This is a genomic window from Gilvimarinus agarilyticus (assembly GCF_000832015.1).
Classification (GTDB): Bacteria; Pseudomonadota; Gammaproteobacteria; order Pseudomonadales; family Cellvibrionaceae; genus Gilvimarinus; species Gilvimarinus agarilyticus.
Genome location: NZ_JXCJ01000001.1, coordinates 1,196,508 through 1,220,319 on the forward strand (window position 1 = coordinate 1,196,508; position 23,812 = coordinate 1,220,319).

Annotated in this window: 31 protein-coding genes; 26 read left to right on the forward strand and 5 right to left on the reverse strand. The window is 52.9% G+C overall.

Annotated elements, in window-relative coordinates:
• Positions 1 to 9: 9 nt before the first annotated feature.
• From SD69_RS05180 to SD69_RS05195, 4 genes are all read right to left on the reverse strand, one after another.
• Entirely contained in the window at positions 10 to 2,502 is a 2,493-nt protein-coding gene (locus SD69_RS05180) for a DUF4861 family protein (RefSeq protein ID WP_041522364.1), read from the reverse strand.
• A 208-nt stretch (positions 2,503 to 2,710) separates the two neighbouring features.
• On the reverse strand, positions 2,711 to 5,419 hold the full coding sequence (locus SD69_RS05185; protein WP_041524462.1) for a TonB-dependent receptor: 2,709 nt from the start codon (positions 5,417 to 5,419) through the stop codon (positions 2,711 to 2,713).
• 304 nt (positions 5,420 to 5,723) lie between these two features.
• The gene (locus tag SD69_RS05190) at positions 5,724 to 7,136 is read right to left on the reverse strand and encodes a glycoside hydrolase family 28 protein (protein WP_041522365.1); all 1,413 of its coding nucleotides are present in this window, start codon (positions 7,134 to 7,136) and stop codon (positions 5,724 to 5,726) included.
• A 133-nt stretch (positions 7,137 to 7,269) separates the two neighbouring features.
• Positions 7,270 to 8,037, reverse strand: coding sequence for a FadR/GntR family transcriptional regulator (locus SD69_RS05195; RefSeq protein ID WP_052480911.1), 768 nt, complete (start codon positions 8,035 to 8,037; stop codon positions 7,270 to 7,272).
• Between the two features lie 209 nt (positions 8,038 to 8,246).
• Between SD69_RS05195 and SD69_RS05200 the strand changes: the two genes are divergently transcribed.
• The 4 genes from SD69_RS05200 (at position 8,247) to SD69_RS05215 (ending at position 12,875) form a co-directional block, all read left to right on the forward strand.
• The gene (locus SD69_RS05200) at positions 8,247 to 9,773 is read left to right on the forward strand and encodes a UxaA family hydrolase (RefSeq protein WP_041522366.1); all 1,527 of its coding nucleotides are present in this window, start codon (positions 8,247 to 8,249) and stop codon (positions 9,771 to 9,773) included.
• A gap of 216 nt (positions 9,774 to 9,989) precedes the next feature.
• Positions 9,990 to 11,165 (forward strand): Re/Si-specific NAD(P)(+) transhydrogenase subunit alpha, encoded by a 1,176-nt coding sequence (locus SD69_RS05205; protein ID WP_041522367.1) that lies wholly within the window; start codon positions 9,990 to 9,992, stop codon positions 11,163 to 11,165.
• Positions 11,166 to 11,177: 12 nt separating this feature from the next.
• Positions 11,178 to 11,462: a proton-translocating transhydrogenase family protein gene (locus SD69_RS05210; RefSeq protein ID WP_041522368.1), complete on the forward strand. Its 285-nt coding sequence runs from the start codon at positions 11,178 to 11,180 to the stop codon at positions 11,460 to 11,462.
• Positions 11,463 to 11,471: 9 nt separating this feature from the next.
• Complete coding sequence (locus tag SD69_RS05215) at positions 11,472 to 12,875, forward strand: NAD(P)(+) transhydrogenase (Re/Si-specific) subunit beta (protein ID WP_041522369.1); 1,404 nt, start codon at positions 11,472 to 11,474, stop codon at positions 12,873 to 12,875.
• Between the two features lie 127 nt (positions 12,876 to 13,002).
• Here SD69_RS05215 and SD69_RS18725 read toward each other — a convergent pair whose 3' ends face one another.
• Positions 13,003 to 13,254: a hypothetical protein gene (locus SD69_RS18725; protein WP_157471617.1), complete on the reverse strand. Its 252-nt coding sequence runs from the start codon at positions 13,252 to 13,254 to the stop codon at positions 13,003 to 13,005.
• On the opposite strand from SD69_RS18725, the gene rpsJ reads away from it, so the two are divergent.
• The 22 genes from rpsJ to secY all read left to right on the forward strand — a co-directional run bounded on the left by rpsJ (position 13,255) and on the right by secY (position 23,804).
• On the forward strand, positions 13,255 to 13,566 hold the full coding sequence (gene rpsJ, locus SD69_RS05220; protein ID WP_020210111.1) for a 30S ribosomal protein S10: 312 nt from the start codon (positions 13,255 to 13,257) through the stop codon (positions 13,564 to 13,566). It abuts the gene before it with no gap.
• Between the two features lie 101 nt (positions 13,567 to 13,667).
• On the forward strand, positions 13,668 to 14,312 hold the full coding sequence (gene rplC / locus SD69_RS05225; protein ID WP_041522370.1) for a 50S ribosomal protein L3: 645 nt from the start codon (positions 13,668 to 13,670) through the stop codon (positions 14,310 to 14,312).
• 20 nt (positions 14,313 to 14,332) lie between these two features.
• Positions 14,333 to 14,947 carry a 50S ribosomal protein L4 gene (rplD, locus tag SD69_RS05230; RefSeq protein WP_041522371.1) on the forward strand — a complete coding sequence of 205 codons (615 nt, stop codon included), beginning with the start codon at positions 14,333 to 14,335 and terminating at the stop codon, positions 14,945 to 14,947.
• On the forward strand, positions 14,944 to 15,240 hold the full coding sequence (gene rplW, locus SD69_RS05235) for a 50S ribosomal protein L23 (RefSeq protein WP_041522372.1): 297 nt from the start codon (positions 14,944 to 14,946) through the stop codon (positions 15,238 to 15,240). The genes rplD and rplW overlap by 4 nt, the downstream gene beginning before the upstream one ends.
• Before the next feature lie 13 nt (positions 15,241 to 15,253).
• A complete protein-coding gene (rplB, locus tag SD69_RS05240; RefSeq protein ID WP_041522373.1) occupies positions 15,254 to 16,081 on the forward strand; it encodes a 50S ribosomal protein L2 in 828 nt (275 codons plus the stop codon).
• Positions 16,082 to 16,114: 33 nt separating this feature from the next.
• A complete protein-coding gene (gene rpsS / locus SD69_RS05245) occupies positions 16,115 to 16,393 on the forward strand; it encodes a 30S ribosomal protein S19 (RefSeq protein ID WP_041522374.1) in 279 nt (92 codons plus the stop codon).
• 27 nt (positions 16,394 to 16,420) lie between these two features.
• Positions 16,421 to 16,753, forward strand: coding sequence for a 50S ribosomal protein L22 (gene rplV / locus SD69_RS05250; RefSeq protein WP_041522375.1), 333 nt, complete (start codon positions 16,421 to 16,423; stop codon positions 16,751 to 16,753).
• Positions 16,754 to 16,766: 13 nt separating this feature from the next.
• Complete coding sequence (gene rpsC / locus SD69_RS05255) at positions 16,767 to 17,444, forward strand: 30S ribosomal protein S3 (RefSeq protein ID WP_041522376.1); 678 nt, start codon at positions 16,767 to 16,769, stop codon at positions 17,442 to 17,444.
• 12 nt (positions 17,445 to 17,456) lie between these two features.
• On the forward strand, positions 17,457 to 17,870 hold the full coding sequence (rplP, locus tag SD69_RS05260; protein WP_041522377.1) for a 50S ribosomal protein L16: 414 nt from the start codon (positions 17,457 to 17,459) through the stop codon (positions 17,868 to 17,870).
• Entirely contained in the window at positions 17,870 to 18,061 is a 192-nt protein-coding gene (rpmC, locus tag SD69_RS05265; protein ID WP_041522378.1) for a 50S ribosomal protein L29, read from the forward strand. Before rplP ends, rpmC begins: the two co-directional genes overlap by 1 nt.
• Before the next feature lie 2 nt (positions 18,062 to 18,063).
• Positions 18,064 to 18,330 (forward strand): 30S ribosomal protein S17, encoded by a 267-nt coding sequence (gene rpsQ / locus SD69_RS05270; RefSeq protein ID WP_041522379.1) that lies wholly within the window; start codon positions 18,064 to 18,066, stop codon positions 18,328 to 18,330.
• A 37-nt stretch (positions 18,331 to 18,367) separates the two neighbouring features.
• Positions 18,368 to 18,736 carry a 50S ribosomal protein L14 gene (rplN, locus tag SD69_RS05275; protein WP_041522380.1) on the forward strand — a complete coding sequence of 123 codons (369 nt, stop codon included), beginning with the start codon at positions 18,368 to 18,370 and terminating at the stop codon, positions 18,734 to 18,736.
• Positions 18,737 to 18,772: 36 nt separating this feature from the next.
• Positions 18,773 to 19,087, forward strand: coding sequence for a 50S ribosomal protein L24 (rplX, locus tag SD69_RS05280; RefSeq protein WP_041522381.1), 315 nt, complete (start codon positions 18,773 to 18,775; stop codon positions 19,085 to 19,087).
• A 5-nt stretch (positions 19,088 to 19,092) separates the two neighbouring features.
• Positions 19,093 to 19,632, forward strand: a complete 540-nt coding sequence (rplE, locus tag SD69_RS05285) for a 50S ribosomal protein L5 (protein WP_041522382.1) — start codon at positions 19,093 to 19,095, stop codon at positions 19,630 to 19,632.
• A 10-nt stretch (positions 19,633 to 19,642) separates the two neighbouring features.
• Complete coding sequence (rpsN, locus tag SD69_RS05290) at positions 19,643 to 19,948, forward strand: 30S ribosomal protein S14 (protein ID WP_041522383.1); 306 nt, start codon at positions 19,643 to 19,645, stop codon at positions 19,946 to 19,948.
• A 31-nt stretch (positions 19,949 to 19,979) separates the two neighbouring features.
• Entirely contained in the window at positions 19,980 to 20,372 is a 393-nt protein-coding gene (rpsH, locus tag SD69_RS05295) for a 30S ribosomal protein S8 (RefSeq protein ID WP_041522384.1), read from the forward strand.
• Positions 20,373 to 20,383: 11 nt separating this feature from the next.
• Positions 20,384 to 20,917 (forward strand): 50S ribosomal protein L6, encoded by a 534-nt coding sequence (rplF, locus tag SD69_RS05300; RefSeq protein WP_041522385.1) that lies wholly within the window; start codon positions 20,384 to 20,386, stop codon positions 20,915 to 20,917.
• Positions 20,918 to 20,927: 10 nt separating this feature from the next.
• On the forward strand, positions 20,928 to 21,278 hold the full coding sequence (rplR, locus tag SD69_RS05305) for a 50S ribosomal protein L18 (RefSeq protein ID WP_041522386.1): 351 nt from the start codon (positions 20,928 to 20,930) through the stop codon (positions 21,276 to 21,278).
• A 10-nt stretch (positions 21,279 to 21,288) separates the two neighbouring features.
• Entirely contained in the window at positions 21,289 to 21,798 is a 510-nt protein-coding gene (gene rpsE, locus SD69_RS05310) for a 30S ribosomal protein S5 (RefSeq protein ID WP_041522387.1), read from the forward strand.
• A 37-nt stretch (positions 21,799 to 21,835) separates the two neighbouring features.
• Complete coding sequence (gene rpmD / locus SD69_RS05315; RefSeq protein ID WP_041522388.1) at positions 21,836 to 22,021, forward strand: 50S ribosomal protein L30; 186 nt, start codon at positions 21,836 to 21,838, stop codon at positions 22,019 to 22,021.
• A gap of 1 nt (position 22,022) precedes the next feature.
• Positions 22,023 to 22,457 (forward strand): 50S ribosomal protein L15, encoded by a 435-nt coding sequence (rplO, locus tag SD69_RS05320; protein ID WP_041522389.1) that lies wholly within the window; start codon positions 22,023 to 22,025, stop codon positions 22,455 to 22,457.
• A gap of 9 nt (positions 22,458 to 22,466) precedes the next feature.
• Positions 22,467 to 23,804: a preprotein translocase subunit SecY gene (gene secY / locus SD69_RS05325; protein WP_041522390.1), complete on the forward strand. Its 1,338-nt coding sequence runs from the start codon at positions 22,467 to 22,469 to the stop codon at positions 23,802 to 23,804.
• Positions 23,805 to 23,812 lie beyond the last annotated feature (8 nt).

Sequence of the window (23,812 nt, forward strand, 5' to 3'; positions counted from 1 at the left end):
AATTAACGGTTACTTTAAAAGCTTATAAGTTTCGATACCTGCCAGAATAAAAGGCCCGGTACCTTTTGGATCGTTTTTAAATACGGGTTCGCTCATATAATAGTCGTAACTCCCGTCGCGCCCGAAGCCGAGACCGGCGACATAGCATTGATTGGTCATGCTAATGCTGCCATCGGCACCCACGGTAACAAACTCTCGTATCAGGCCGTCGTAGGCTTTTTGCGCTGTTTCGGTAAAGTCGTCGCTTAGGTAACCTTTATTAATAGCTTTCGAGTAAAAGTAACTGAACATAGCGCTGGCGCTGGATTCGCGGTAGTTTCCGGGAGCTTCAGGCATATCCATGATTTGCCACCAAACGCCGGTTTGTGGGTCTTGATAGCGCTGTAGATCCTCGGCCATTTCTTTAACCATGGCCAGTAGTGGTGCCCGTTGTTCGGTGTTCTCCTCTGGAATGATTTCCAGTACGTCCACCAGTGCCATGGCCAGCCAGCCCATGCCCCGGCCCCAAAAGTGCGGTGACAAGCCGGTTTCCGGGTCGGCCCAGTCCTGCTGTTTCTTTTCATCCCAGGCGTGGTAATACAGGCCCGTTTCAGGGTCGCGTAGATATTTACGCGTTAATTCAAACTCTTTTACAACTTCGCCCAAGCTGGCGCCGTCTTCAAACATCACAGAATAGCCCGCCAGAAAGGGCATGCCCATGTACACGCCGTCCAGCCACAGTTGGCTGTCGTATTTTTTCTTGTGCCAGAAGGCGCCTTCGCTGGTTTTAGGATGATGCTCTAATTGCTCGCGGATGGTAGTGGCGGCAATCTTGTACTTTTCTTTGCCAGTTTCCTGGAACAGTGCGAGCAGGTTGCGCCCTGGTTTGACGCTGTCGATGTTGTAGTTGCTAACTTTATAACGGGCAATCTCACCTTTATCGTTGATAAAGCTACCTGTTACTTTGGGCATTACCTCGGCGTAGCGCGGGTCCGGGGCGATCTTGTTGAGCTCGTCATAGGCTAGCGGCAGCAAGCCGATAATATCGTATTCAAATTTAGGGTCGCGCTCGCGGTTCACATCCCAGCCATTTACATGATAGCCCAGGGCTTTGCGTTCAAGCTCGTCATCGGCCAGGCGCTTGCTCCAGTTAAGTGCTTGTTCTGCACTTACCGGAAAAGACTTTTCTGATTCGCCGAGACGCGTTTTAACTTGTTCGCGCGGTGGTACCGTGAGCTTTTGAGCCTCTGCGTTGAGGTATTCGATAAAAGCTTCTTTGGAGGTGATGCCATTAGCTTCGCCCTCCCACGCGGCCAGAAAATAGTAATCCAGATCTTCACCGGCGGCCTTCATTACAGATACATAGTTGTGCTCGTCTTCAGTTTGCTGCTCGCGATCGGATTTTCGAAACAATAACGCCATGCCTAATAGATCATTGTTGAGCGTTTGCTTCCCCCAGCTGGCGACATAGGTATAGGCTTTTCCGGTAATATCGATATCACCCTGAATGAACTCGGTGCCGGGATGCTTAACCAAGCCTATCGCAAAGTTGTCCAGTGATTTGTCGAGGCTCAGGCGTGTGTGGACCATCCTGCTGCCGCCATGCATGGAAAGTATGGCATTTAAGTTGACCGGCATGTCGTTAACCTGCCAGTTCTTATAATCGATACTGAGTGAGGAGTAGAGGTCGCCGTTGTCGAGGATTTTAGCGTCCCAGCCCTCAACGTCCTGTACCCGAACAACTTTTTCGCCGTCCCAAAATCCGTAGCCGCCGGCCCCAAGTGAGCTGCCAACCTTGAGTATATCCATGCCCCAGTCCGCCATATGGTGGTAGGAGTCATAGCCGTCTTGCCCTACGTTTTGCAGCGCCATCGCCGGTTGGGTTTTACCAAAAATATCAAAACCGTTACGGCGGTCGAGATAAATACGATAACCCACCTTATCGGACTCAATCCCCGGGCCCTCGTAACGAATATAGTAGGAGTGATCGTCATGCTGGGGCGGCGGTGTCAGCTGATCGACGTTCTCGAATGTTCCGCCAACGTAGATTTGTTTCCCTGGTTTTTCCGGGTCTTTTTGCCATTGCCCATCGACCTTGTGAGAAATTTCAGCCTGAGAGCGTTTGGCCGTGTCCACCGGCTCTAGCCCGCTTACCACGTTTAAAGACAGCGACTCCGCCGGCTTAAAGTCCAATAAGGTAAACAGGCTATCATTGTCACCGTCGCCATCACGATCAATGAGTTGGCTGGCGATGGCCTCGCCGTCAAGTGAGACACCGAGGTCATCGCCAGAGTTAACCCCAAGCTCGTTAAAATTAATAATATATGGCGTATCGGAGCGCTCTTGCTGGCTGGGGTTGCTCAAAGTGATGCTCGCCACAGCGGTTGGCTTGGGGGCGCTAGTCATCGACTTGGGAGAAGAGCTGGCCGAGCTGTTAGTTTGCGGCGTGCTGGATTCTTGGCAGCCGATAAGCGCCAGCGTGCTGGCAGCCAAGCCGATAACGAGAGCGTTCTTTCTATACATAGTGAATACCTGAGTCGTTATTGTTTGAGAGGCGGTGCTATTTAAGTAACGTTATAGCAATCCGAGCTACATTTTTATCCCACGATAAGGGTTGCAGTGTAAGTAATGGTAAAAAACTTTGGTTAGCAGCCGGAGGCCTCTAACCAAAGTTTTTTAGGCTATTAAAAGCAAGGGCTCTCAAAGAGAGCCCTGCAAATTTACCTAGGTTTTAGAACTTATACTGAGCGCCGACATAGAACTGACGGCCAGTAGAGTGGTAGTACGACAAGCGGTTACCGCTGGCGTCTACCCATTGATCTTCTACTTCGTCGGTCAGGTTCAGGCCTTCAAGACTTACAGAGAGGTGCTCGTTAAAGTCGTAAGAGATAGAGGCATCTATGTTGGTGGTGCCGTTGGTGCCTTCACGGTCATTGCCGTTACGCCCAGTCGCATTGGTTAAGTAGCCCGAGCGGTCGGTCATTGACACCCGTGCCTGGAATGAACCATCGTCGTAGTACAGTGTTGCACTCGAGGTGTCTTCCGACATGCCCAGCAAGTCCTGCGTAGCAACTACTTCACCGTCGGAGTTCAGATAGTCCAGCTGCGCTTTAACGTAGGTGAAGTTACCAATAAAACCTAAGTTACTAAACGGGCCAGGCAAAAAGGTAAACGGTTGTTGGTAGCTAACCTCAAAACCGTACAGTGGGCCGCCTGGTGCGTTGGTAGGAGAGGACACCTCCCAGTTAACATTTTCATCGCAACCTGAGGTGCCGCCGTAGCCTGGGCCGGCTTCACAGGCAGCAACAGCCAGGTCAATAGGCAGGCCGGTTTCGGTATATGGCTTAGTCTCACGAACGCTTTGCACCTGGCTCTCGATGTCTTTGTAGAACACCGCAAAGCTCATCATCGACTCGTTATCGAAGTAGAGTTCGGTAGACAAGTCGTAAGTTTTAGCTCGGGTTGGCTCCAGTGTCGGGTTACCACCGCTTACGCTACGTGAACCGCCTGATACAGAGACCGATACGTTTGGACGTAAGCTCGCAATGCCAGCACGTGCCATTACTTCGGCGTAACTGGCACGGATCAGCACGTCTTCGATGGGCTCGAATACGATGTTGGCCGACGGCAGGGTTTCGGTGTAGCTGTGCTCAGCGGTAATAAAGTCACCGGCCGAATTTGAGTAGGCGGTAGAGGATTGGTCGGTATCAACCCGGCGCACGCCGATGTCACCGCGTACCGGCGTATCACCGATTTGGGTGTTAAACACGAGCTGTGCGTAAACGCCCAGGCTCTCTTCCTCGGCCGAATAGTTGTCGACCAGACGGTTTTCTTCGCTGACTTCAAACTCACCGGTGTTGCTGTAAATATTATTGGCGGCGTTGATGGCGTCAATGTCTGGTACTGCCCAGATGTTGCTGCCAAGGCCAGAGTCAATAACCATCATGCTGTTGGCATCCAGCACGACGCCGGCGTCGTTTTCAGAGGCGCGTCGCGCTTGATTGGTGGCGAACTGGAAGTCTTTGTACAACACGCCACCTTTTAAGGTGATGCTGTTGTTTAGGTCAAACTCTAAATCAACCGAGGCGCTGTCGAAGGTGTTGTCCGTGGTGATTGGGCGTAAGCGAATGCCGCCGTTTTCCCAGCCATTTACATCGCCCACTTCATTGCCGTAGGTTAATACTGGGTCGGTGCGGTTGGCGCCGCTGTAGTCGTACGAGAAGTCGATACCCTGCTTGCGGGCGATAATAGTGGTTTGAATCGGATTTTCAAAATTGGACTCAGACCGGCCAACCATACCGCTTAGGCGAGTGCGATCGCCTAAGTCTTGGCTGAAGTTCAGGTTAACCTGAGTAAATTCAGTAGACAGTTCATCGTAGCGGTTTTCGGCCTGAATAGTGGCGTTCTCGAACGATGCGGCGGTCACGGTGTTGGTGTTGTCCAGCGTGTGACTTAACACGTTCATGGCGCCGGCGTAGGAGCTGTTATTTAGGGCCGCCAGCATAAAGGTTTCTTGGCGGCTTTGATCCAGCTTCGAGTAAAGCATGTCTAAGCTGATTTCGGTAGAGTCGGTGGGCAAGAACTCAATCGAGCCTGCCAGGCCGGTGCGCTCCATCTCGTGCTGATAAAAATCGTATCGTGGCAGACGAGGGCGGAAAGCGTCATTAACTTCCGTCAGGCGCGCGTCGTCGGCGCTGCCTTGGTAGGTACCAAAATCGTTGGAATTATCCCAGCGCACGGTACTGGCACCTTCATCTAACAAAGTGCGCTCCGAGTAGGAKCCGGCTAACAGCACGCCGACTTTGCCATCGGCAAACATATTGCTTACCAGGAAGTTAAGCCGTGGGTCAGTGTCTTCGGATAAATCATTGTAGCCAGCTTGTGCGGAGATAGAGGCGGTAAACTCGTCATAGTCAGAGGCGCGTACCGTGTTCATGTCTACGGTGGCACCTAGCGAGCCCTCTTCTACGTCTGCCGAGGCTGTCTTGCGTACGGCCAGGTTGCCAAACAGTTCAGACGGAAACACATTGAAGTCAAAACCGCGGCCGCGGTTGGCACCGCCAGCAGCATCAGTGCCGCCGCTAGAGGACATCGCCTCCATACCGTTAATGCGCACGCGAGTAAATTCGGGGCCGAGACCGCGAACCGAGATTTGACGCCCCTCACCGCCGACGCGGCTAATGGCCACACCGGGAATACGCTGTAGCGATTCGGCCAGGTTCATGTCGGGGAAGCTGGCGATGTCATCGGCAACAATAGCGTCCACAGAGCCGGTTGCCTCACGCTTTTGATCCAGCGCTGACTCGAGCGAAGCGCGAAAGCCAGTTACCACCACTTCTTCTAACATCTCGTTGTCGGAGCTTTGTTCTTGGGCATAAGTTGACGCTGCGCTCGCAAGAGCAACAGCAACAACCAAGGGTTTCAGTTTAGGATTATTCATTATTTTATCCCCATCTATTTCGGTTTTGTTGTTGAGCAAGTTGTATTGCATAGACCAATTATTCTGGTAGCCGAATGATAGTCGCATAGTTTGGCAGACCAATCAATAGTTTCTGCATTACCAATATTAGGTAAATTTTCGGTTATTGTATGATCTATTCACTAGTTTTTACGGATTTCGTCTGCATTTTTTTATTTGTAAAAATTGTTTATGGCTGTGGCTTTTGGGCGTGGTGGGTGTGGTTGTCGGGGCGGGTAAGGCGGGTGGCCCAAATTGGTCGGGCCACTCTTGGTCGTGGTGACTATCAGGCTCGGAATGGCTTGCCGTTGATAGAGACGTTGTCGATGGTCAGTTTATCCACGTTTTCGATAACGCCGGGGTTGTTGGCGTGCTTAAATTCGCAGTCGATAAAGCGCAGGTCGATAATCGGGGCCCGGTCAAACCCTCGTACCCGAAACACTTGGTTGGCGTCCTCACACACGAGGTTGTTTACTTCTACATGGCGTACGGTTGGGTCGAAGTTGCCGGCATCGCCTTCTTCGTAATAAAAATTGATGACGATAGCGTTTTGCACAGTGCCAATGGTGCAGTTACGCATATATAGGTGCTCTAGTACGCCGCCGCGTACTGAGTTGGTTTTTATGCGAAAGCCGCGCTCCAGATCGGGGCTGCTCATGGTGTTATTTTCGGCAAACACGTTGCGTACGCCGCCCGATATCTCACTGCCAATCACCACGCCGCCGTGCCCCGCCAGCATTTCGCAGTTGCGAATCACGATATTCTCGGTGGGAGTGTTGATGCGCCGCCCGTCGGCATTGCGCCCGGATTTGATGGCGATACAGTCATCGCCGGTATCGAAGTGGCAGTCTTCAATGAGTACGTTTTTACAGCTCTCGGGGTCACAGCCATCGGAGTTGGGGCCAAGGCTCTTCAGGGTTACTCCGCGCACGGTTACATTTTCACAAAGTACCGGGTTGAGCAGCCAGAAAGGGGCGGCGACGATGGTGATATCTTCAATAAGGATGTTTTGGCAATTGTAAGGCTGCACAAAAGGAGGGCGAAAGTAAAACCCGTCGCCATAGTGGCGCTCCTCGGGAGGGATACCGGCCTCGGCGTCGGCAAAAAGTTGATCGCGGCCTTCTTTTTGGCTACGAAAGCCGGGCTTGCCCCATTCTTCGTTGCCTTTCCAGGGCCACCAGGTGGTTTCATTGGCGCGCCCATCCAGTGTGCCCTTGCCGGTGATGGCAATGTTGTTTTGGCCGTAGGCGTATATAAGGGGGGAGTAACCCATGAACTCGACCCCTTCCCAGCGTGTGAAAACTTCTGGCAAGAAGCGTTTAGGGTCGGTGTAGAAGGCGAGGGTCGCGCCATCCTCCAGGTGTAAGTTGACGTTCGACTGTAGGTGGATCGGGCCTGTTAAGAAGGTTCCGGCGGGGATAACTACCCGGCCGCCTTCAGCTTTGTGGCAGGCGGCAATGGCGTTTTTAATGGCCTCGCTGCAATCGGTGCTGTCGTCACCCTTGGCGCCAAAGTCGGTGATGGTAAAGTCGCGCTTGGGAAACGTCGGCGGGTTAATTTGCGCCGCAATCTCGTCGGCCAGATGCCAGGGGGCGGCAGAGCTTCGGGTTGCGCTCTGGCTTGCTTGGTGGGCGGCGCAGCCGGCCAGTGGGAGTGCGGCCAAGCCTTTAAGGGTAGTGCGTCGAGTCAGCTTATTCATGGTTAACCCTGTGATAGCGTTTGTTATTGGTGCTGCAAGGTTAACGCAAAAAGCTGGTTTTGGTAATACCAAATTGGTTATTTTGTCAGGCAGGGTGCGGTGGCCTTGACAAGCTGGCCACCGTTGTCACACATTAATCGATCAGGTTAAAGCGCTCGCGGCTGTGCATAACCTTGCGGCGCGCCTCTTCTACGGCCTCGGCTTCGGTGGCGTCCAGTAGCTGCTGAATTACGCGGGTTAAGTGCTCGCGCATGGCGGCACGCGCTGCTGGGCCGTTGCGGGCTTCGAGTGCTTCGAGGATGGCGTTGTGCTCTTCAATGCGGGGCTTGGAGCCTGCCTGGCGTACTTTCTCTAGAATGCGCGCCGAGACGGGTGAGCTATTGCGCAGCCCCCACAAGTGGCTGCAAACCGAGATGATTGCGTCGTTTTTGGTGGCGCGCGCGATTAGCATGTGAAAGTTTTCATCGGCTTTTTCGCAGATGGGCTCACCTTCGTTTTCGGTCACCATATCGCTCAAGGCCTGGCGTACTTCGGCAAGCTCTTCGGCAGTGATCTTTTTGGCGGCCAGCTCGGCGGCTTCGCCCTCAAACAGGATACGCGCCTCAAGGATGTCAAAAGGGCCGACGTCTAGAGCGCTGCTGGCGAGCTTGTCGGCGTGGCCGTCACACACATACACACCGGAGCCGCCGCGCACCTCGACAAAGCCTGCCAGCTCGAGTGCAATAATGGCCTCGCGCACAGTGGGGCGGCTGACCTCAAAGCGCTCGGCGAGCTTGCGCTCGGCCGGTAGCCGTGAGCCGGGTGGGTATTCCCCGCCATTAATGACGGCTGCTAGCTGCTCTGCAACCCTCTGGTAGAGTCGTCCGCCACTGAGCCTGCCGGTGTCTATGGATACGTTCATGGATTCGCGCTTCATTATATGAAAGTTTGACTGACTGATTCTAGCAAGAATGGCTATGCCACTCAAGCAAAGAGGCTTGTTTTTTAGTCATACCAAAATAATATTGCGGTCTGACCAATTACCTGTTAACTTTGCCGTCATGCTGTTGTGGTGTGCTCCTGTGGCGCCGCAAAAGAAATTTGAATATATATCAGAAAGTAGGGGTGGTTGTGAGTAAGTTCATTCACTTGCATCAAAACGATAATGTTGCCATTGCGGTTTGTGAACTGGCTGCCGGAGATTGCCTGGATGTTGCGGGGCGTGCGGTACAGGTTACAGATCCGATCGCTGAAATGCACAAGTTTGCGGTAGAGCCTATTAAGCAGGGCGAGGCGATCATAAAGTATGGGCAGTTTATCGGCTATGCCGCCGCCGACGTTGCGGCGGGGCAGCATGTGCACACGCACAACTGTATCGTTGGCGACTTTGCCAAGGATTATGGCTTTTGTCGCCACGCCGAGCCCACGGCTTATGTGCCCGATGCGGAGCAGGCGAGCTTTCAGGGCTATCGCCGCGCCAGTGGCAAAGTGGGTACCCGCAACTACATCGGCATTCTCACAACCGTAAATTGTTCGGCTACGGTCGCCAAGCAAATTGCGGCCAGTTTTAGTTATCCCGGTGCATTGGCTGACTACCCCAATGTTGACGGTGTTGTCGCACTAACGCATGAGTCTGGCTGCGGCATGCGCGCTGAGGGTGAAGGTTACGAGATTTTGCAGCGAACCTTTGAAGGCTATGCCGCGCACGCCAACTTTGGCGGTGTGCTCCTGGTGGGGCTTGGCTGCGAAACCATGCAGGTCGACGGCGTTTTGGCTCAGGCCGGTCTGGCGCAGTCCGAGCTTTTTAAGGCTTACAATATTCAGGGTGTGGGCGGGACGCGTAACGCTGTTGAGCAGGGTGTCGAGTATGTTCGGGCGATGCTGCCTCGCGTTAACGAGGCCAGTCGCGAGCCTTGCCCTGCCTCTGAGTTGGTGCTGGCGGTGCAGTGCGGCGGTAGCGATGCCATGAGTGGTATTACGGCGAACCCGGCGCTGGGTGTGGCCGGTGATATCTTGATTCGCCATGGCGGCACAGTAATTTACTCTGAAACGCCAGAAATTTACGGCGCCGAGCACCTGTTGACCCAGCGATCTATTTCGCCGGAGGTGGCCGAACAGTTGTTGGAGCGCATCCGCTGGTGGGAAGAGTACACCAGTACCCACGGCTTTGAGCTGAACAATAACCCGTCACCGGGTAATAAGGCGGGTGGTTTAACCACTATTTTAGAGAAGTCGCTGGGCGCTCAGGCTAAAAGCGGCTCGACGACGATGACCGCGGTGTACCGCTATGCCGAGCCGGTTGTCAAAAAAGGCTTGGTGTTTATGGATAGCCCAGGCTTTGACCCCGTGTCGGTGACCGGGCAGGTGGCCTCTGGCGCGAATGTGGTGGCCTTTACTACGGGGCGCGGCTCAGCGTTTGGCTACAAGCCGGTGCCGAGCGTTAAGTTGTCGAGCAATACGGCCGTTTACCATCGCATGCAGGACGATATCGATATTAACTGTGGTGCGGTTACCGACGGTGACGAAACGCTCGAGACGCTCGGGCAAAAGATTTTTGACCGGCTGCTGGCCATCGCATCCGGTGAGCAGACCAAGAGCGAAGAGCTGGGCTATGGGGATGCCGAGTTTAACCCCTGGAAGATCGGCGCCGTTGTGTAGCCCTCTTCGTGTTGGGCGGGTGCTTGCGGTTTGCGGGTGCCGCGCCTACATTCAACAGAGGCCTGTTAATACTAATTGAATCCAACCTGAGAGGCTGGGGCCCTTTTTGCTCCCAGTGTTGTTGCCTCTCGTTCATTGGGGGCCGCCAGCTAGGCGGCTCAATTAGTGCTAGCAGGCTCTAGTACTTCCATCCTAATAAGAATAGAGGGTAAGTCTATGAAAATAGCCGTGCCAAGGGAGCGTCGTGCCCACGAAAGACGCGTGGCGGCCACCCCCGAGACCGTAAAAAAATTCATCGCGCTGGGTTTTGAGGTAGTGGTTGAGGCTGGCGCCGGCCTTGAGAGTCAGGTGCCCGATGATCTGTACCAAAACGCGGGTGCCGTGGTCGAGCCGGATCTTGCCCGGCTATATCAGGGGGCGAGCGTTGTACTTAAAGTGCAGCGTCCGCTGCTTGCCGGTGAGGCCGAGCTGGATGAATTGGCGCTGATCCCGCGGGGTGCGCTACTGCTTGCGGTGCTTTCACCTTTCAGCGACCCGGAGTCCGTGACGGCCTACGCGAAAGCGGGGGTTACGGCGATGGCGCTGGAGTTTGTGCCGCGCATTAGTCGTGCGCAAAGCATGGACGTGCTTAGCTCGCAAAGTAATTTGTCCGGCTATCGGGCTGTGCTTGATGCCGCTTACGAGTACGACCGCGCAATGCCGATGATGATGACCGCTGCCGGCACGGTGGCGCCCGCCAAGGTGATGGTGTTGGGGGCAGGGGTTGCCGGTCTGCAGGCAATTGCCACCGCCAAACGCTTAGGAGCGATTGTCTCGGCCACAGATGTTCGCCCGGCGGCTAAAGAGCAGGTTGAGAGTCTTGGCGGTCGCTTCGTTATGGTGGACTCTGAAGAGACTCGGGAGGCCGAAACCGCCGGCGGCTACGCTAAAGAAATGAGCGATGATTTTAAGCGTGCTCAGGCTGAGTTGGTGGCGGCCACGATTAAGACGCAAGACATTGTGATATGCACCGCGCTGATTCCCGGTCGCAAAGCCCCGATTCTGGTTAACGATGAGATGGTCGCGAGTATGCGTCCGGGCTCGATCATTGTTGATCTGGCGGTCGAGCAGGGCGGCAATTGCACAGCCTCCAGAGCGGGGGAGGTGGTTGACGCGGGTGGCGTTAGAGTGGTGGGACACTTCAATGTGCCAAGCCGCCTGGCTGCTGATGCCAGCGCACTCTACGCGAAAAACTTGTTGAATTACTTAACCCCGTTGGTGGCTAGTGCCGAGGGCGAGTCTGGTGCGAGCCTGGCGTTGGATTTTGACGATGAAATCCTGGCGGCCGCGACTCTGACTCGTGACGGTCAGGTGGTGCATGCGGCGTTCGCTGCGCAGCAGGCAGAGCAATAATAGGAGGCGGTTATGCACGGCGATTTTATATCTCAGTTATCCATTTTTGTGTTGGCGGTGTTTGTCGGTTACTACGTTGTCTGGAGTGTTACTCCGGCGCTGCACACACCGCTAATGGCGGTCACTAATGCGATATCCAGTGTGATTGTGGTGGGGGCGCTGATAGCGGCCGGCCCAGACGGGATGAGTTTGGCCAAGGTGTTGGGGTTTGTGGCGGTTATGTTGGCCTCTGTGAACATCTTTGGCGGCTTTGCCGTAACCCAGCGCATGCTGGCCATGTATAAAAAGAAGAAGTAAGGGGGAGGTATGGAACTACAAGCGAATGTGACGGCGCTCGCCTATCTGGTGGCGGCGGTATTGTTTATTCTCGCGCTGCGCGGGTTGTCTTCACCGGAGACCTCTCGCGCCGGCAATACCATGGGTATGGTCGGTATGGCCATCGCTGTGGCGACGACGATACTCAGCCCCGAGATTGAGTCTTACACCTGGATATTGGTGGCGGTGGTGATCGGTGGTGCGGTCGGGCTGCTGATTGCATCGCGCATCGCTATGACGGCGATGCCGCAGTTGGTGGCGGGGTTTCACTCGCTGGTTGGCTTGGCGGCGGTGTTGGTGGCGGGGGCGGCTTATTCACACCCGGCATCGTTTGGCTTGCTCGACAGCGCCGGAGAGATCTTTATTGCCAGTCGGGTCGAAATGGCCCTTGGTGCCATGATCGGGGCGATTACCTTTTCGGGTTCCATAATTGCCTTCACCAAGCTGCAGGGGCTGGTGTCCGGCCGGCCAGTGACGTTTGCGGGGCAGCACTGGCTTAATGCCTTGCTTGGCATCGCCGCGCTGGGGCTGGTGGGTTATTTTTGTGTCGATCAGTCGCCCTGGGTGTTCTGGTTGTTGGTGGCGCTGGCGTTTGTATTGGGCTTTTTGTTGATCATCCCTATTGGTGGCGCCGATATGCCGGTGGTGGTGAGTATGCTTAACTCGTACTCGGGTTGGGCGGCAGCCGGCATCGGCTTTACCTTGCACAACAACGCGCTGATCGTGACGGGGGCGTTGGTGGGCTCTTCCGGCGCTATTCTTTCTTATATTATGTGTAAGGCCATGAATCGCTCATTTTTTAGTGTCATTTTGGGTGGTTTTGGGGGGGATAGTACGGCGGCGGCCAGTGGTGGCGAGGTGGACGACCGGCCCGTAAAGCAGGGTAGTGCCGATGACGCTGCCTTTATAATGAAAAATGCCGGCTCGGTGATTATTGTGCCGGGCTATGGTATGGCCGTAGCTCAGGCGCAGCACGCGCTGCGCGAAATGGTCGACGAGCTTAAAAAAGCCGGCGTTAAAGTGAGTTACGCCATCCACCCTGTGGCTGGCCGTATGCCGGGGCACATGAATGTGCTGCTGGCTGAGGCTAATGTGTCGTACGATGAGGTCTTTGAGTTAGAGGATATTAACAGCGAGTTTTCGCAGGCCGATGTGGCCTTTGTGATTGGCGCCAATGATGTGACGAACCCGGCGGCAAAAACCGACCCCGCGAGCCCGATTTTTGGCATGCCAATTTTGGATGTCGAGCGGGCCAAGACGGTGCTGTTTGTTAAGCGCGGCATGTCGGCCGGTTATGCGGGCGTGCAAAACGAGCTGTTCTTTAATGACAATACGATGATGTTGTTTGGCGATGCCAAAAAAATGGTGGAGAGTATTCTGCGCGCCATCGATTAGTGTTGCGGGTGTGGGGGTTCAGTGGTTTTTGGGCCCCACCGCCTGTCTGACGCCCCTGCGTTAGCCTATCTTGCCGCTTCAGGTCTTGTGTCGGCCCCTTGCTGTTTGTCTGTGGTTAGCTCTTGCTTCATTTATATGGCAGGCGGGCGCCTTCGGGTGTCGCCGCCGCCCCGTTGGCGTTTTTAGTCAGGGTTGGCGGCGCGTCAGGCTTAAATATCTGGGGCTTGAGGTGGTTGATCAAAATATTATCAGTTTTTTGTGTTTTGTTGTTGACAGGGTGTGCCTCGATCATTAAGATTGCGCCTCCATTTTGCACGGACCCTGGTGGTCTTGCCGGGATGGTTTGTTCTTTAAAGTATATGACTGGAGTTTGGTTCACATGCAGAATCAACGCATTAGGATTCGCCTGAAGGCTTTCGATCACAAGCTTATCGATTCTTCGACTCAGGAAATCGTAGAGACCGCTAAGCGAACAGGTGCCCAAGTGCGTGGCCCTATTCCTTTGCCGACTCGCAAAGAGCGCTTCACTGTATTGATTTCTCCGCACGTTAACAAAGACGCGCGCGATCAATACGAGATTCGTACACATAAGCGTTTGCTCGATATTGTCGAGCCTACTGAAAAAACTGTAGATGCCCTGATGAAGCTAGATTTGGCTGCAGGCGTTGAGGTTCAGATTAGTCTCGGTTAAAAAGTAAATGTTGACCGGGCATTCCAGTCCGGTCGTGTGTAACGCTCTGAAATGGGCGGCCATAGCGGGTAACAGCCCCGTACACTATAGAGGTTAGTAAGATGACGATTGGTATTGTCGGCCGCAAGAGCGGTATGACTCGTGTATTTACCGATGATGGTGTTTCCATTCCCGTGTCTGTGATTGAGGTTTCTCCCAATCGCATCACTCAGGTTAAGAATGTAGAAACCGACGGCTACAGCTCTGTGCAAGTAACCGTAGGGTCTCGTCGTGCCTCCCGTGTTAGCAAATCTGCTGCAGGTCACTTCGCCAAGTCTAACAATGAGGCTGGTCGTGGTTTGTGGGAGTTGCGTAACAACTCAGAAGAAAGTTTTGAAGCCGGTGGTGAGTTGACTGTGGCTGCTTTTGAAGCGGGCCAGATTGTCGACGTTACCGGTACCTCCAAAGGTAAAGGTTTCCAAGGTGGTGTTAAGCGCTGGAATTTCAGCATGCAAGACGCTACTCACGGTAACTCTTTGTCTCACCGTGCTCCCGGTTCTATCGGACAATGTCAGACCCCGGGCCGCGTCTTCAAGGGCAAAAAAATGGCTGGCCAAATGGGCAATGAGCAGGTAACTGTTCAAAACCTAGAAGTGGTTAGAGTTGATGCCGAACGCAATCTGTTGTTGGTCAAAGGTGCCATCCCCGGAGCTCCGGGTGGTGACGTCATTGTGCGTCCAGCAGTTAAAGCGCGCACCAACGCATAGTTGTCCGAGGGGAAACGACCATGGAATTAAATATTGTAACTCCCGGCGGCTCCAACGGTACCTTGAAAGTATCTGAGGTGGCCTTCGGTAAAGAATTTAATCAGGACCTGGTTCACCAAGCGGTTGTTGCCTATATGGCAGGCGCCCGTCAGGGTACCAAGGCCCAGAAGACTCGCTCTGAAGTTGCTGGTGGCGGTAAAAAGCCCTGGCGTCAAAAAGGCACTGGCCGCGCCCGTGCCGGCACCATCCGCAGCCCAATTTGGCGCAGCGGCGGTGTAACCTTTGCCGCCAAGCCACGTAGCTTTGAGCAAAAGCTGAACAAGAAAATGTACCGCGCTGCACTGCGTTGCATTTTGTCTGAGCTGAACCGTCAGGATCGTCTGGTGGTGGTTGAGGATTTCGATCTGGAAACTCCTAAGACCAAAGCTCTGGTGCAAAAGTTAGGTCAATACGGCCTGTCTGAAGCGCTGGTAGTCACCGAGAATGTTAGTGAAGGCCTGTACCTGGCTTCACGCAACCTGCATAAGGTTGATGTTTGCGACGTTGCCGCCGTGAATCCGGTTAGCCTGATTCGCTTCGACAAAGTAGTTGTGACCGTGCCTGCGATGAAGAAATTCGAGGAGATCCTGGGATGAATCAAGAGCGCATTTATAAGGTCTTGTTAGGCCCTGTGGTTTCTGAGAAAGCTGCAGCTGCTGGCGAAACTGGCAATCAGGTGGTTTTTAAAGTCGCCTCGGATGCTACCAAGCTAGAAGTGAAGGCCGCTGTTCAAGCGCTGTTCGACACTAAAGTCGAGCAAGTTCGCATTTTGAACGTTAAGGGTAAAACCAAGCGTACACGCTACGGTCTCGGCAAGCGCAGTGACTGGAAAAAAGCATACGTACGCCTTGAGCAAGGTCAGGACATCGACTTTGCGGTAGCTGAGTAAGGGGACTGTTGCAATGGCTATTGTAAAACGTAAACCAACCTCGCCCGGTCGCCGCTTTGTAGTAAGCGTTGTCAGCCCGGACTTGCACAAAGGTGCGCCTTACGCGCCCCTGTTGGAAAAGAAATCCAAATCTGGTGGTCGTAACAACGCCGGTCGGATTACCAACCGCCACGTTGGTGGTGGTCACAAGCAACATTATCGCCTGGTTGATTTCCGTCGTAACAAAGACGGTGTTCCGGCGACTGTTGAGCGTATTGAATACGATCCGAACCGCACCGCACATATTGCGCTGGTTTGTTATGCCGATGGTGAGCGTCGCTATATTATCGCTCCTAAAGGTTTGACCGCTGGTGACAAAATTGAATCTGGTGACGCTGCGTCGATCAAAGTGGGTAACACTTTGCCGCTGCGTAACGTTCCAGTCGGTAGTGTGGTTCACTGTGTAGAGCTTAAGCCTGGTAAGGGCGCGCAAATTGCACGTTCTGCTGGTACCTCTGCCAACTTGGTTGCCCGTGATGGTGTTTACGCCACTTTGCGCTTGCGTAGCGGTGAAACCCGCCGCGTATTGAGCGAGTGTCGCGCCACTTTGGGTGAAGTATCAAACAGTGAGCACAGCTTGCGCTCACTGGGTAAGGCTGGCGCTACTCGCTGGCGCGGTGTTCGCCCGACCGTTCGTGGTGTTGCCATGAACCCGGTGGATCACCCGCACGGTGGTGGTGAAGGCCGTACTTCTGGTGGCCGTCATCCGGTTTCACCTTGGGGTACTCCGGCTAAGGGTTATAAAACGCGCAAGAACAAGCGTACCGACAAGATGATTGTGCGTCGTCGCGATAAGCGCTAATTGACGACCTAACAACCAAAAGAGGAAGCAACAGTGCCACGTTCACTGAAGAAAGGTCCTTTTATCGATCTTCACCTGATTAAGAAGATCGAAGCAGCGATCGAAAAAAATGATCGTCGCCCGATCAAAACCTGGTCTCGCCGCTCCATGATTCTTCCGGAGATGGTTGGCTTGACTCTGGCGGTACATAACGGGCGTCAACATGTGCCAGTCCTGATCAACGAAGAGATGGTTGGGCACAAACTGGGCGAGTTTGCCGCTAGCCGCACATATCGCGGTCACGTTGCAGACAAGAAAGCTAAAAAGCGCTAAGCGCTAAGTGCCTAACGAGGTAATACGATGGAAGTAGCAGCAAAGTTACGCGGTGCTCGTCTGTCGGCGCAGAAAGCGCGTTTGGTTGCAGATCAAATTCGTGGAAAAGGCGTTGAAGATGCTCTTGATATTCTGGGCTTTAGCCCGAAGAAGGGCGCTGCGATAGTTAAGAAAGTGCTTGAATCTGCTATTGCAAATGCAGAGCACAATGAAGGCGCTGATGTTGATGAGCTGAAAGTGTCTACTATTTTTGTAGACGAGGGTATGAGCATGAAACGCATCATGCCTCGCGCTAAGGGTCGTGCAGACCGCATTATCAAGCGCACTTGTCACATCACCGTAAAAGTAGCCGACCAGTAAGAGAGCAGGCGTTATGGGACAGAAAGTACATCCGACAGGTATTCGTCTGGGTATCGTCAAAAGCCATACCTCTACTTGGTATGCCGGCAGCGACGAGTACGCAGATAAACTCAACACCGACCTGAAAGTGCGCGAGTACATTCAGGATAAGCTGGCCAGTGCATCGGTTAGCCGCGTTGATATCGAGCGCCCAGCTAACACTGCGCGTATCACTATTCACACGGCTCGTCCGGGTATTGTGATCGGTAAGAAAGGTGAAGATGTTGATAAACTGCGTGCTGAAGTTAGCAAGCTAATGGGCGTGCCTGTCCATATCAATATTGAAGAGATTCGCAAGCCTGATCTGGATGCGGCTCTGGTAGCCCAGGGTGTTGCCTCTCAGCTTGAACGCCGCGTTATGTTCCGTCGCGCTATGAAGCGCGCTGTACAAAACGCCATGCGTCAAGGTGCCGAGGGTATCAAGATTCAGGTAGGTGGCCGTCTTGGAGGTGCTGAGATTGCACGCTCTGAATGGTACCGCGAAGGTCGAGTGCCGTTGCACACATTGCGTGCCGACATCGACTACAACACCGCAGAGGCGTCAACAACCTACGGGATTATTGGCGTTAAAGTTTGGATTTTCAAAGGCGAAGTTATCGGTGATGTTGAACCGGAAACGACACCTAAGAAAAAAGGCTCAAAGTCTAAGTAAGGGGTACGCAAGATGCTGCAACCGAAGCGTACGAAGTTTCGCAAGCAACAGAAAGGCCGCAACCGCGGTTTAGCCCATCGCGGCTCCAAGGTTAGCTTTGGCGACTTTGGATTAAAAGCCACGGGTCGCGGTCGCATTACTGCACGTCAAATTGAGGCGGCCCGTCGTGCAATGACCCGCCACATTAAGCGTGGTGGTAAAATTTGGATCCGAGTTTTCCCGGATAAGCCAATTACCGAAAAACCTCTGGAAGTTCGTCAGGGTAAAGGTAAGGGTAACGTGGAATACTGGGTGGCACAGATTTGCCCAGGCAAAGTCCTGTATGAAATGGACGGTGTTAGTGAGGAGTTGGCCCGTGAAGCCTTCGCCTTGGCCGCGGCAAAGTTGCCTATTAATACAACATTCGTTAAACGTTCGGTGATGTGATGAAAGCTTCAGAACTCCGGGAAAAGTCCGTTGAAGAGCTGAACAACGAGTTGCTTGCACAGCTGAAAGAGCAATTCAAGCTGCGTATGCAAGCATCGACTGGTCAGTTGAACCAGACGCACTTGTTGTCGCAGGCTCGTAAAGATATTGCTCGCATCAAGACGGCGCTTAGACAAAAGGCAGGTAACTAACGATGACTCAGGCAGAAAAACTGGCTCGTACGCTGACCGGCAAAGTAGTTAGCGACAAAATGGATAAAACCATTACTGTGCTGATCGAGCGCCGTGTAAAGCACGAGCTTTATGGCAAGTACGTGAGTAAGTCATCTAAGCTTAAAGCGCATGACGAAAACAATGAGTCCAAGATGGGCGACACTGTAACTATCGCAGAGTCACGCCCGCTGTCTAAAAGCAAGTCTTGGACTTTGGTAAAAATCGAAGAGCGCGCTACTGAAATCTAAGGATTTCTAGCGACCTAAATAGTTTCGGAGACGGACGATGATTCAAACAGAATCCTACTTAGATGTAGCTGACAATAGCGGCGCTCGCCGAGTCATGTGCATCAAGGTGCTTGGCGGCTCTCACCGTCGTTACGCAGCCGTGGGTGACATCATCAAAGTTACCGTTAAGGAAGCAATTCCTCGCGGTAAAGTGAAGAAAGGCCAGGTGATGAAGGCGGTAGTAGTACGCACCAAAAAAGGTGTGCGTCGTCAGGACGGTTCATTGATCAAGTTCGACGATAACGCTGCTGTGCTACTGAACGCCCAAGATGCTCCAGTTGGTACACGTATTTTCGGACCCGTGACTCGTGAGTTGCGTGGCGAGAAATTTATGAAAATCATTTCTCTGGCACCTGAAGTACTTTAAGTACTTTGGCAGAGTCGGAGAGTCGAGGGCAGACAAATGCGCAAGATAAAACGTGATGACGAAGTAATTGTTATCGCCGGTCGCGATAAAGGTAAGCGTGGCAAAGTTGTTCGCGTTATGCCGAACGATAAAGTGATCGTTGCTGGTATCAATATCGTCAAAAAACACCAGAAGCCTAACCCGCAAATGGGCGTTCCTGGTGGGATTGTAGAGAAAGAAGCCGCTATTGATGTTTCCAATGTTGCGATTTTTAACGCAGCAACCGGAAAAGCTGATCGCATTGGCTTCAAGGTTGAAGGCGACAAGAAAGTGCGCGTCTTCAAATCCACTGGCGAAGCCGTAGGGGCGTAAGTGACATGGCTAGGCTTAAAGAGATATACAGCAAAGAGCTCGCTCCCAAACTGAAAGAAGAGTTGGGGCTGGCAAACGTAATGGAAGTGCCACGCATTACCAAGATCACCATTAATATGGGTGTTGGTGAAGCTGTGGGCGATAAGAAAGTCCTTGAAAACGCCGTTGGTGATCTGGAAAAGATTGCCGGTCAAAAGGTTGTGGTAACTAAAGCGCGCAAGTCTATTGCTGGCTTTAAGATCCGTGACGGTTGGCCGATCGGTTGTAAAGTGACTTTGCGTCAAGATCGTATGTACGAGTTTTTGGATCGTCTGATTTCGATCTCGATTCCACGTATTCGCGACTTCCGCGGCATCAGCCCTAAGCAATTTGACGGTCGTGGCAACTTCTCTATGGGTGTGACTGAGCAAATTATCTTCCCGGAGATCGACTACGATAAGGTCGATAAGCTGCGCGGTTTGGATATTTGTATCACCACATCTGCACGCAACGACGAAGAAGGTCGCGCTTTGTTAAAAGCGTTTAACTTCCCGTTCAAAGGCTAAGGGTAGAGACATGGCTAAAAAATCAATGATTGCGCGCGAAGCAAAACGTGCTCGTCTGGTCGAAAAGTACAGCGCTCAACGTGCTGAGCTTAAGGCGATTGTTTCGAGCCCTGCTTCATCTGAAGAGCAAGTGTGGGAAGCGCAAGCTAAACTGCAAAAACTGCCACGTGATGCCAGTGCTTCACGTCAGCGTAACCGCTGTCGCGTAACTGGTCGCCCACACGGCGTTTATCGTAAGTTTGGTCTTTGCCGCCACAAGTTGCGCGAAGCAGCTATGCGCGGTGATGTCCCGGGTCTGGTTAAGTCGAGCTGGTAAGCTCAAGACCCATATATAGGAGCAGATTCAGATGAGTATGCAAGATCCGTTAGCAGATATGCTGACCCGCATTCGTAATGCGCTGCAAGTTGGTAAGACTGACGTCACCATGCCATCTTCAAAGCTGAAAGTAAGTGTTGCCAAAGTTTTGGAAGAAGAAGGTTACGTTACTGGTCACACCGTTAGCGAAGGCCCAAAAGCCGACCTGACGATTGACCTGAAGTATTTTGAAGGMAAGCCGGTTATCGCTGAACTCGTTCGCGTTAGTCGCCCCGGTTTGCGCAATTACGCTGGTAAAACCGAGCTGCCGAGTGTTCGCAACGGCCTGGGTGTTGCCATCGTTTCGACAAGTAAAGGTGTTATGACTGATCGTGCTGCCCGCGCCGCTGGCGTTGGTGGTGAAGTCCTCTGCACAGTATTCTAACGGGAAGAACCATGTCACGAGTTGCAAACAGTCCGGTTGAAGTGCCTGCTGCAGTTAATGTCACCCTGAATGGGCAAGACCTTAGCTTAAAAGGCAGCAAGGGCACGTTGGCGCTGACAATTCACGAGCAAGTTGAAGTAAAACAGGACGAAAATGTTCTGCGCTTCACCGCCCGTGACGGCGCCAAGCAGTCCATCGCGTTGGCAGGCACCATGCGTGCCCTGGTCGGTAACATGATGCACGGCGTAACTGAAGGTTTCGAGAAGAAGCTACAGTTAGTCGGTGTTGGTTATCGTGCCAAAGCTGAAGGAAAAACTGTAAACCTGTCTTTGGGTTTCTCTAACCCTGTTAACTATACCCTTCCTGAGGGTGTAACAGTGGAAACTCCAAGCCAGACCGATATCGTACTTAAGAGCGCTGATAAGCAGCTGCTCGGCCAGGTAGCTGCAGAAATTCGCAGCCTGCGTCCACCAGAGCCTTATAAAGGTAAAGGTGTGCGTTTTGCCGACGAGCAAGTACGTCGTAAAGAAGCTAAGAAGAAGTAAGGGCTAGGTTATGAGCGATAAGAAGCAATCTCGTCTTCGCCGTGCGCGCCGTGCCCGTGCCAAGATTCGTGAGTTGGGTGCTAACCGTTTAAGCGTTTACCGCACCCCACGTCACATATATGCGCAGATCATCGCGCAAGATGGCGCGAGTGTTCTGGCAAGTGCGTCTACACTGGACAAGTCACTGCGTAGCGGTAAAACCGGTAACGCAGAAGCCGCTAAAGCCGTTGGCGAGTTGATCGCCGAGCGTGCCAAGGCCGCCGGTATCACCCAGGTGGCCTTTGATCGTAGCGGTTTCAAATATCACGGTCGCGTAAAGGCATTAGCCGATGCCGCGCGTGAAGCTGGTTTGGAATTCTAAGGGTAAAGACATGGCTTTTACTAAGAAAGATGACAGCAACAACGAAGGCTTCCAGGAAAAACTGGTACAGGTCAATCGTGTTGCCAAAACTGTTAAAGGTGGCCGTATCTTTGCCTTCACCGCACTGACTGTAGTTGGTGACGGTAACGGTAAAGTCGGCTTTGGTCGCGGTAAAGCGCGCGAAGTGCCAGTAGCTATTCAAAAAGCTATGGAAGCAGCTCGCCGTAATATGATCTCTGTAGATCTAAACGGTGATACACTGCAGTACGCCACTAAAGGTCGCCACGGCGCCTCTAAGGTTTACATGCAGCCAGCTTCTCAAGGTACCGGTGTTATTGCCGGTGGTGCGATGCGTTCAGTACTTGAAATTGCCGGTGTACAGAACGTTCTGGCTAAGTGCTACGGTTCTACCAATCCTGTAAACGTAGTTCGCGCTACGTTCCAGGCGCTCAAGTCAATGGCCTCTCCGGAGTCTGTTGCAGCTAAGCGCGGTAAGAGCGTAGAAGATATTCTGAACTAATTGGCATTGTCCGATTACTAGACAGCGGTATACGAGCATGGCTAAGAAAATGATTAAAGTGACTCAGCTGAAGAGTACCGCAGGCCGACTGAAGAACCATAAGGCTTGTGTTACTGGTTTAGGGCTGCGTCGCATCGGTCACACTGTAGAGGTTGAAGATACTCCATCTACGCGTGGCATGATTAATACTGTGAACTATCTGATTAAGGTAGAGGGAGAATAACATGCGTCTTAATACGCTGAGTCCCGCTCCAGGTAGCACCCATAGCAAGAAGCGTGTTGGCCGTGGTATCGGTAGTGGTCTGGGTAAGACTGCTGGTCGAGGCCACAAAGGTCTTAAATCACGCTCTGGCGGCAGTGTTGCTCCGGGCTTTGAAGGCGGTCAGATGCCTTTGCAAAAACGCTTGCCTAAGTATGGCTTTAGCTCACGTATCGGCCGTGTTACTGCGGAAGTGCGTTTGAACGAGCTGAACCTTATCGAAGGCGAAGTAGTAGATCTGGAAACCTTGAAGCAAGCTGACGTGATCGGCTCGCAAATCAAGCGTGCTAAGATCTTTGCTTCAGGCGAAGTGAAAAAAGCCGTTACAGTGAAGGGTATTGCTGTAACAAAAGGCGCCAAAGCTGCCATTGAAGCGGCCGGCGGTAAAGTCGAAGAGTAAGAGGTGCCAATGGCAACTCCCGGTAATCTGCCGTTAGCAAATCAAAAAGGGTTGGGCGAGCTTTGGGCTCGCCTTCGTTTTCTGTTTTTGGCAATCGTGGTTTACCGTATCGGTACCCACATTCCAGTTCCGGGTCTCGACCCAGAGCGCATTGCCGATCTGTTTAATCAGAATCAGGGAACGGTGCTAGGCCTGTTTAATATGTTCTCGGGCGGTGCTCTTGAGCGTATGAGTATTCTTGCGCTGGGTATTTTCCCTTACATTTCAGCGTCGATTATCATGCAATTGATGACCGCCGTTACTCCGTCACTGGAGCAGCTGAAAAAAGAGGGTGATGCCGGTCGTCGCAAGATTAACCAGTACACTCGCTACGGTACTGTGATTCTCGCAACCGTTCAGGCGATGGCAATGGCGGTAAGCTTTTCCGGTTTCGCCTATGGTGGTGAGCCAGGATTCGCTTTTTACTTTATTGCAGTTACCTCACTGGTTACCGGCGCCGTCTTTATGATGTGGCTGGGTGAGCAGGTAACCGAGCGCGGTATTGGTAATGGTATATCCATGCTGATCTTCGCCGGTATCGTTGCGGGCTTCCCGACAGCGATTGGTGCAGCGTTTGAAAGCGCGCGCCAGGGTGACTTACACATTTTGATGTTGTTGGTTATTGCGGTTGTTGCTATGGCGGTAATCTGGGCGATTGTCCGGATCGAGCGTGGCCAGCGTCGCATTACAGTGAACTACGCTAAGCGTCAGCAGGGCCGTCAGGCCTACGCGGCTCAGACTAGCCACTTACCTCTCAAGATCAATATGGCGGGTGTTATTCCGGCGATCTTCGCCAGCTCGATATTGCTGTTCCCTGCGTCAATCGCGCAGTGGTTTGGTGAGGGCGGCGAAGGTGTTGTGAGTAACTTCTTGCAGGACTTTGCCTTGGCGATTGGCCCAGGCCAGCCTTTGAACATTATTTTGTTCACCGGTTTGATTGCGTTCTTCTGCTTCTTTTACACGGCGTTGATGTTTAACCCAAAAGAAGTGGCTGACAACCTGAAGAAATCAGGTGCTTATATTCCGGGGATTCGTCCCGGCGAGCAATCAGCCAAGTATATCGATAGTGTCCTTACTCGGTTGACAGTAGTAGGCGCCATCTATATGTCGGTAGTGTGTTTGATGCCCCAGTTCTTGGTGGTGGCCTTTAATGTGCCATTCTACCTAGGCGGCACTTCACTGCTCATTGTAGTGGTGGTAGTGATGGACTTTATGTCTCAGGTTCAATCTCACTTGATGTCCCATCAGTATGAATCACTGATGAAGAAATCAAACTTAAAGGGATACGGCAGCGGCAACGCTCGCTAATCCCGGTT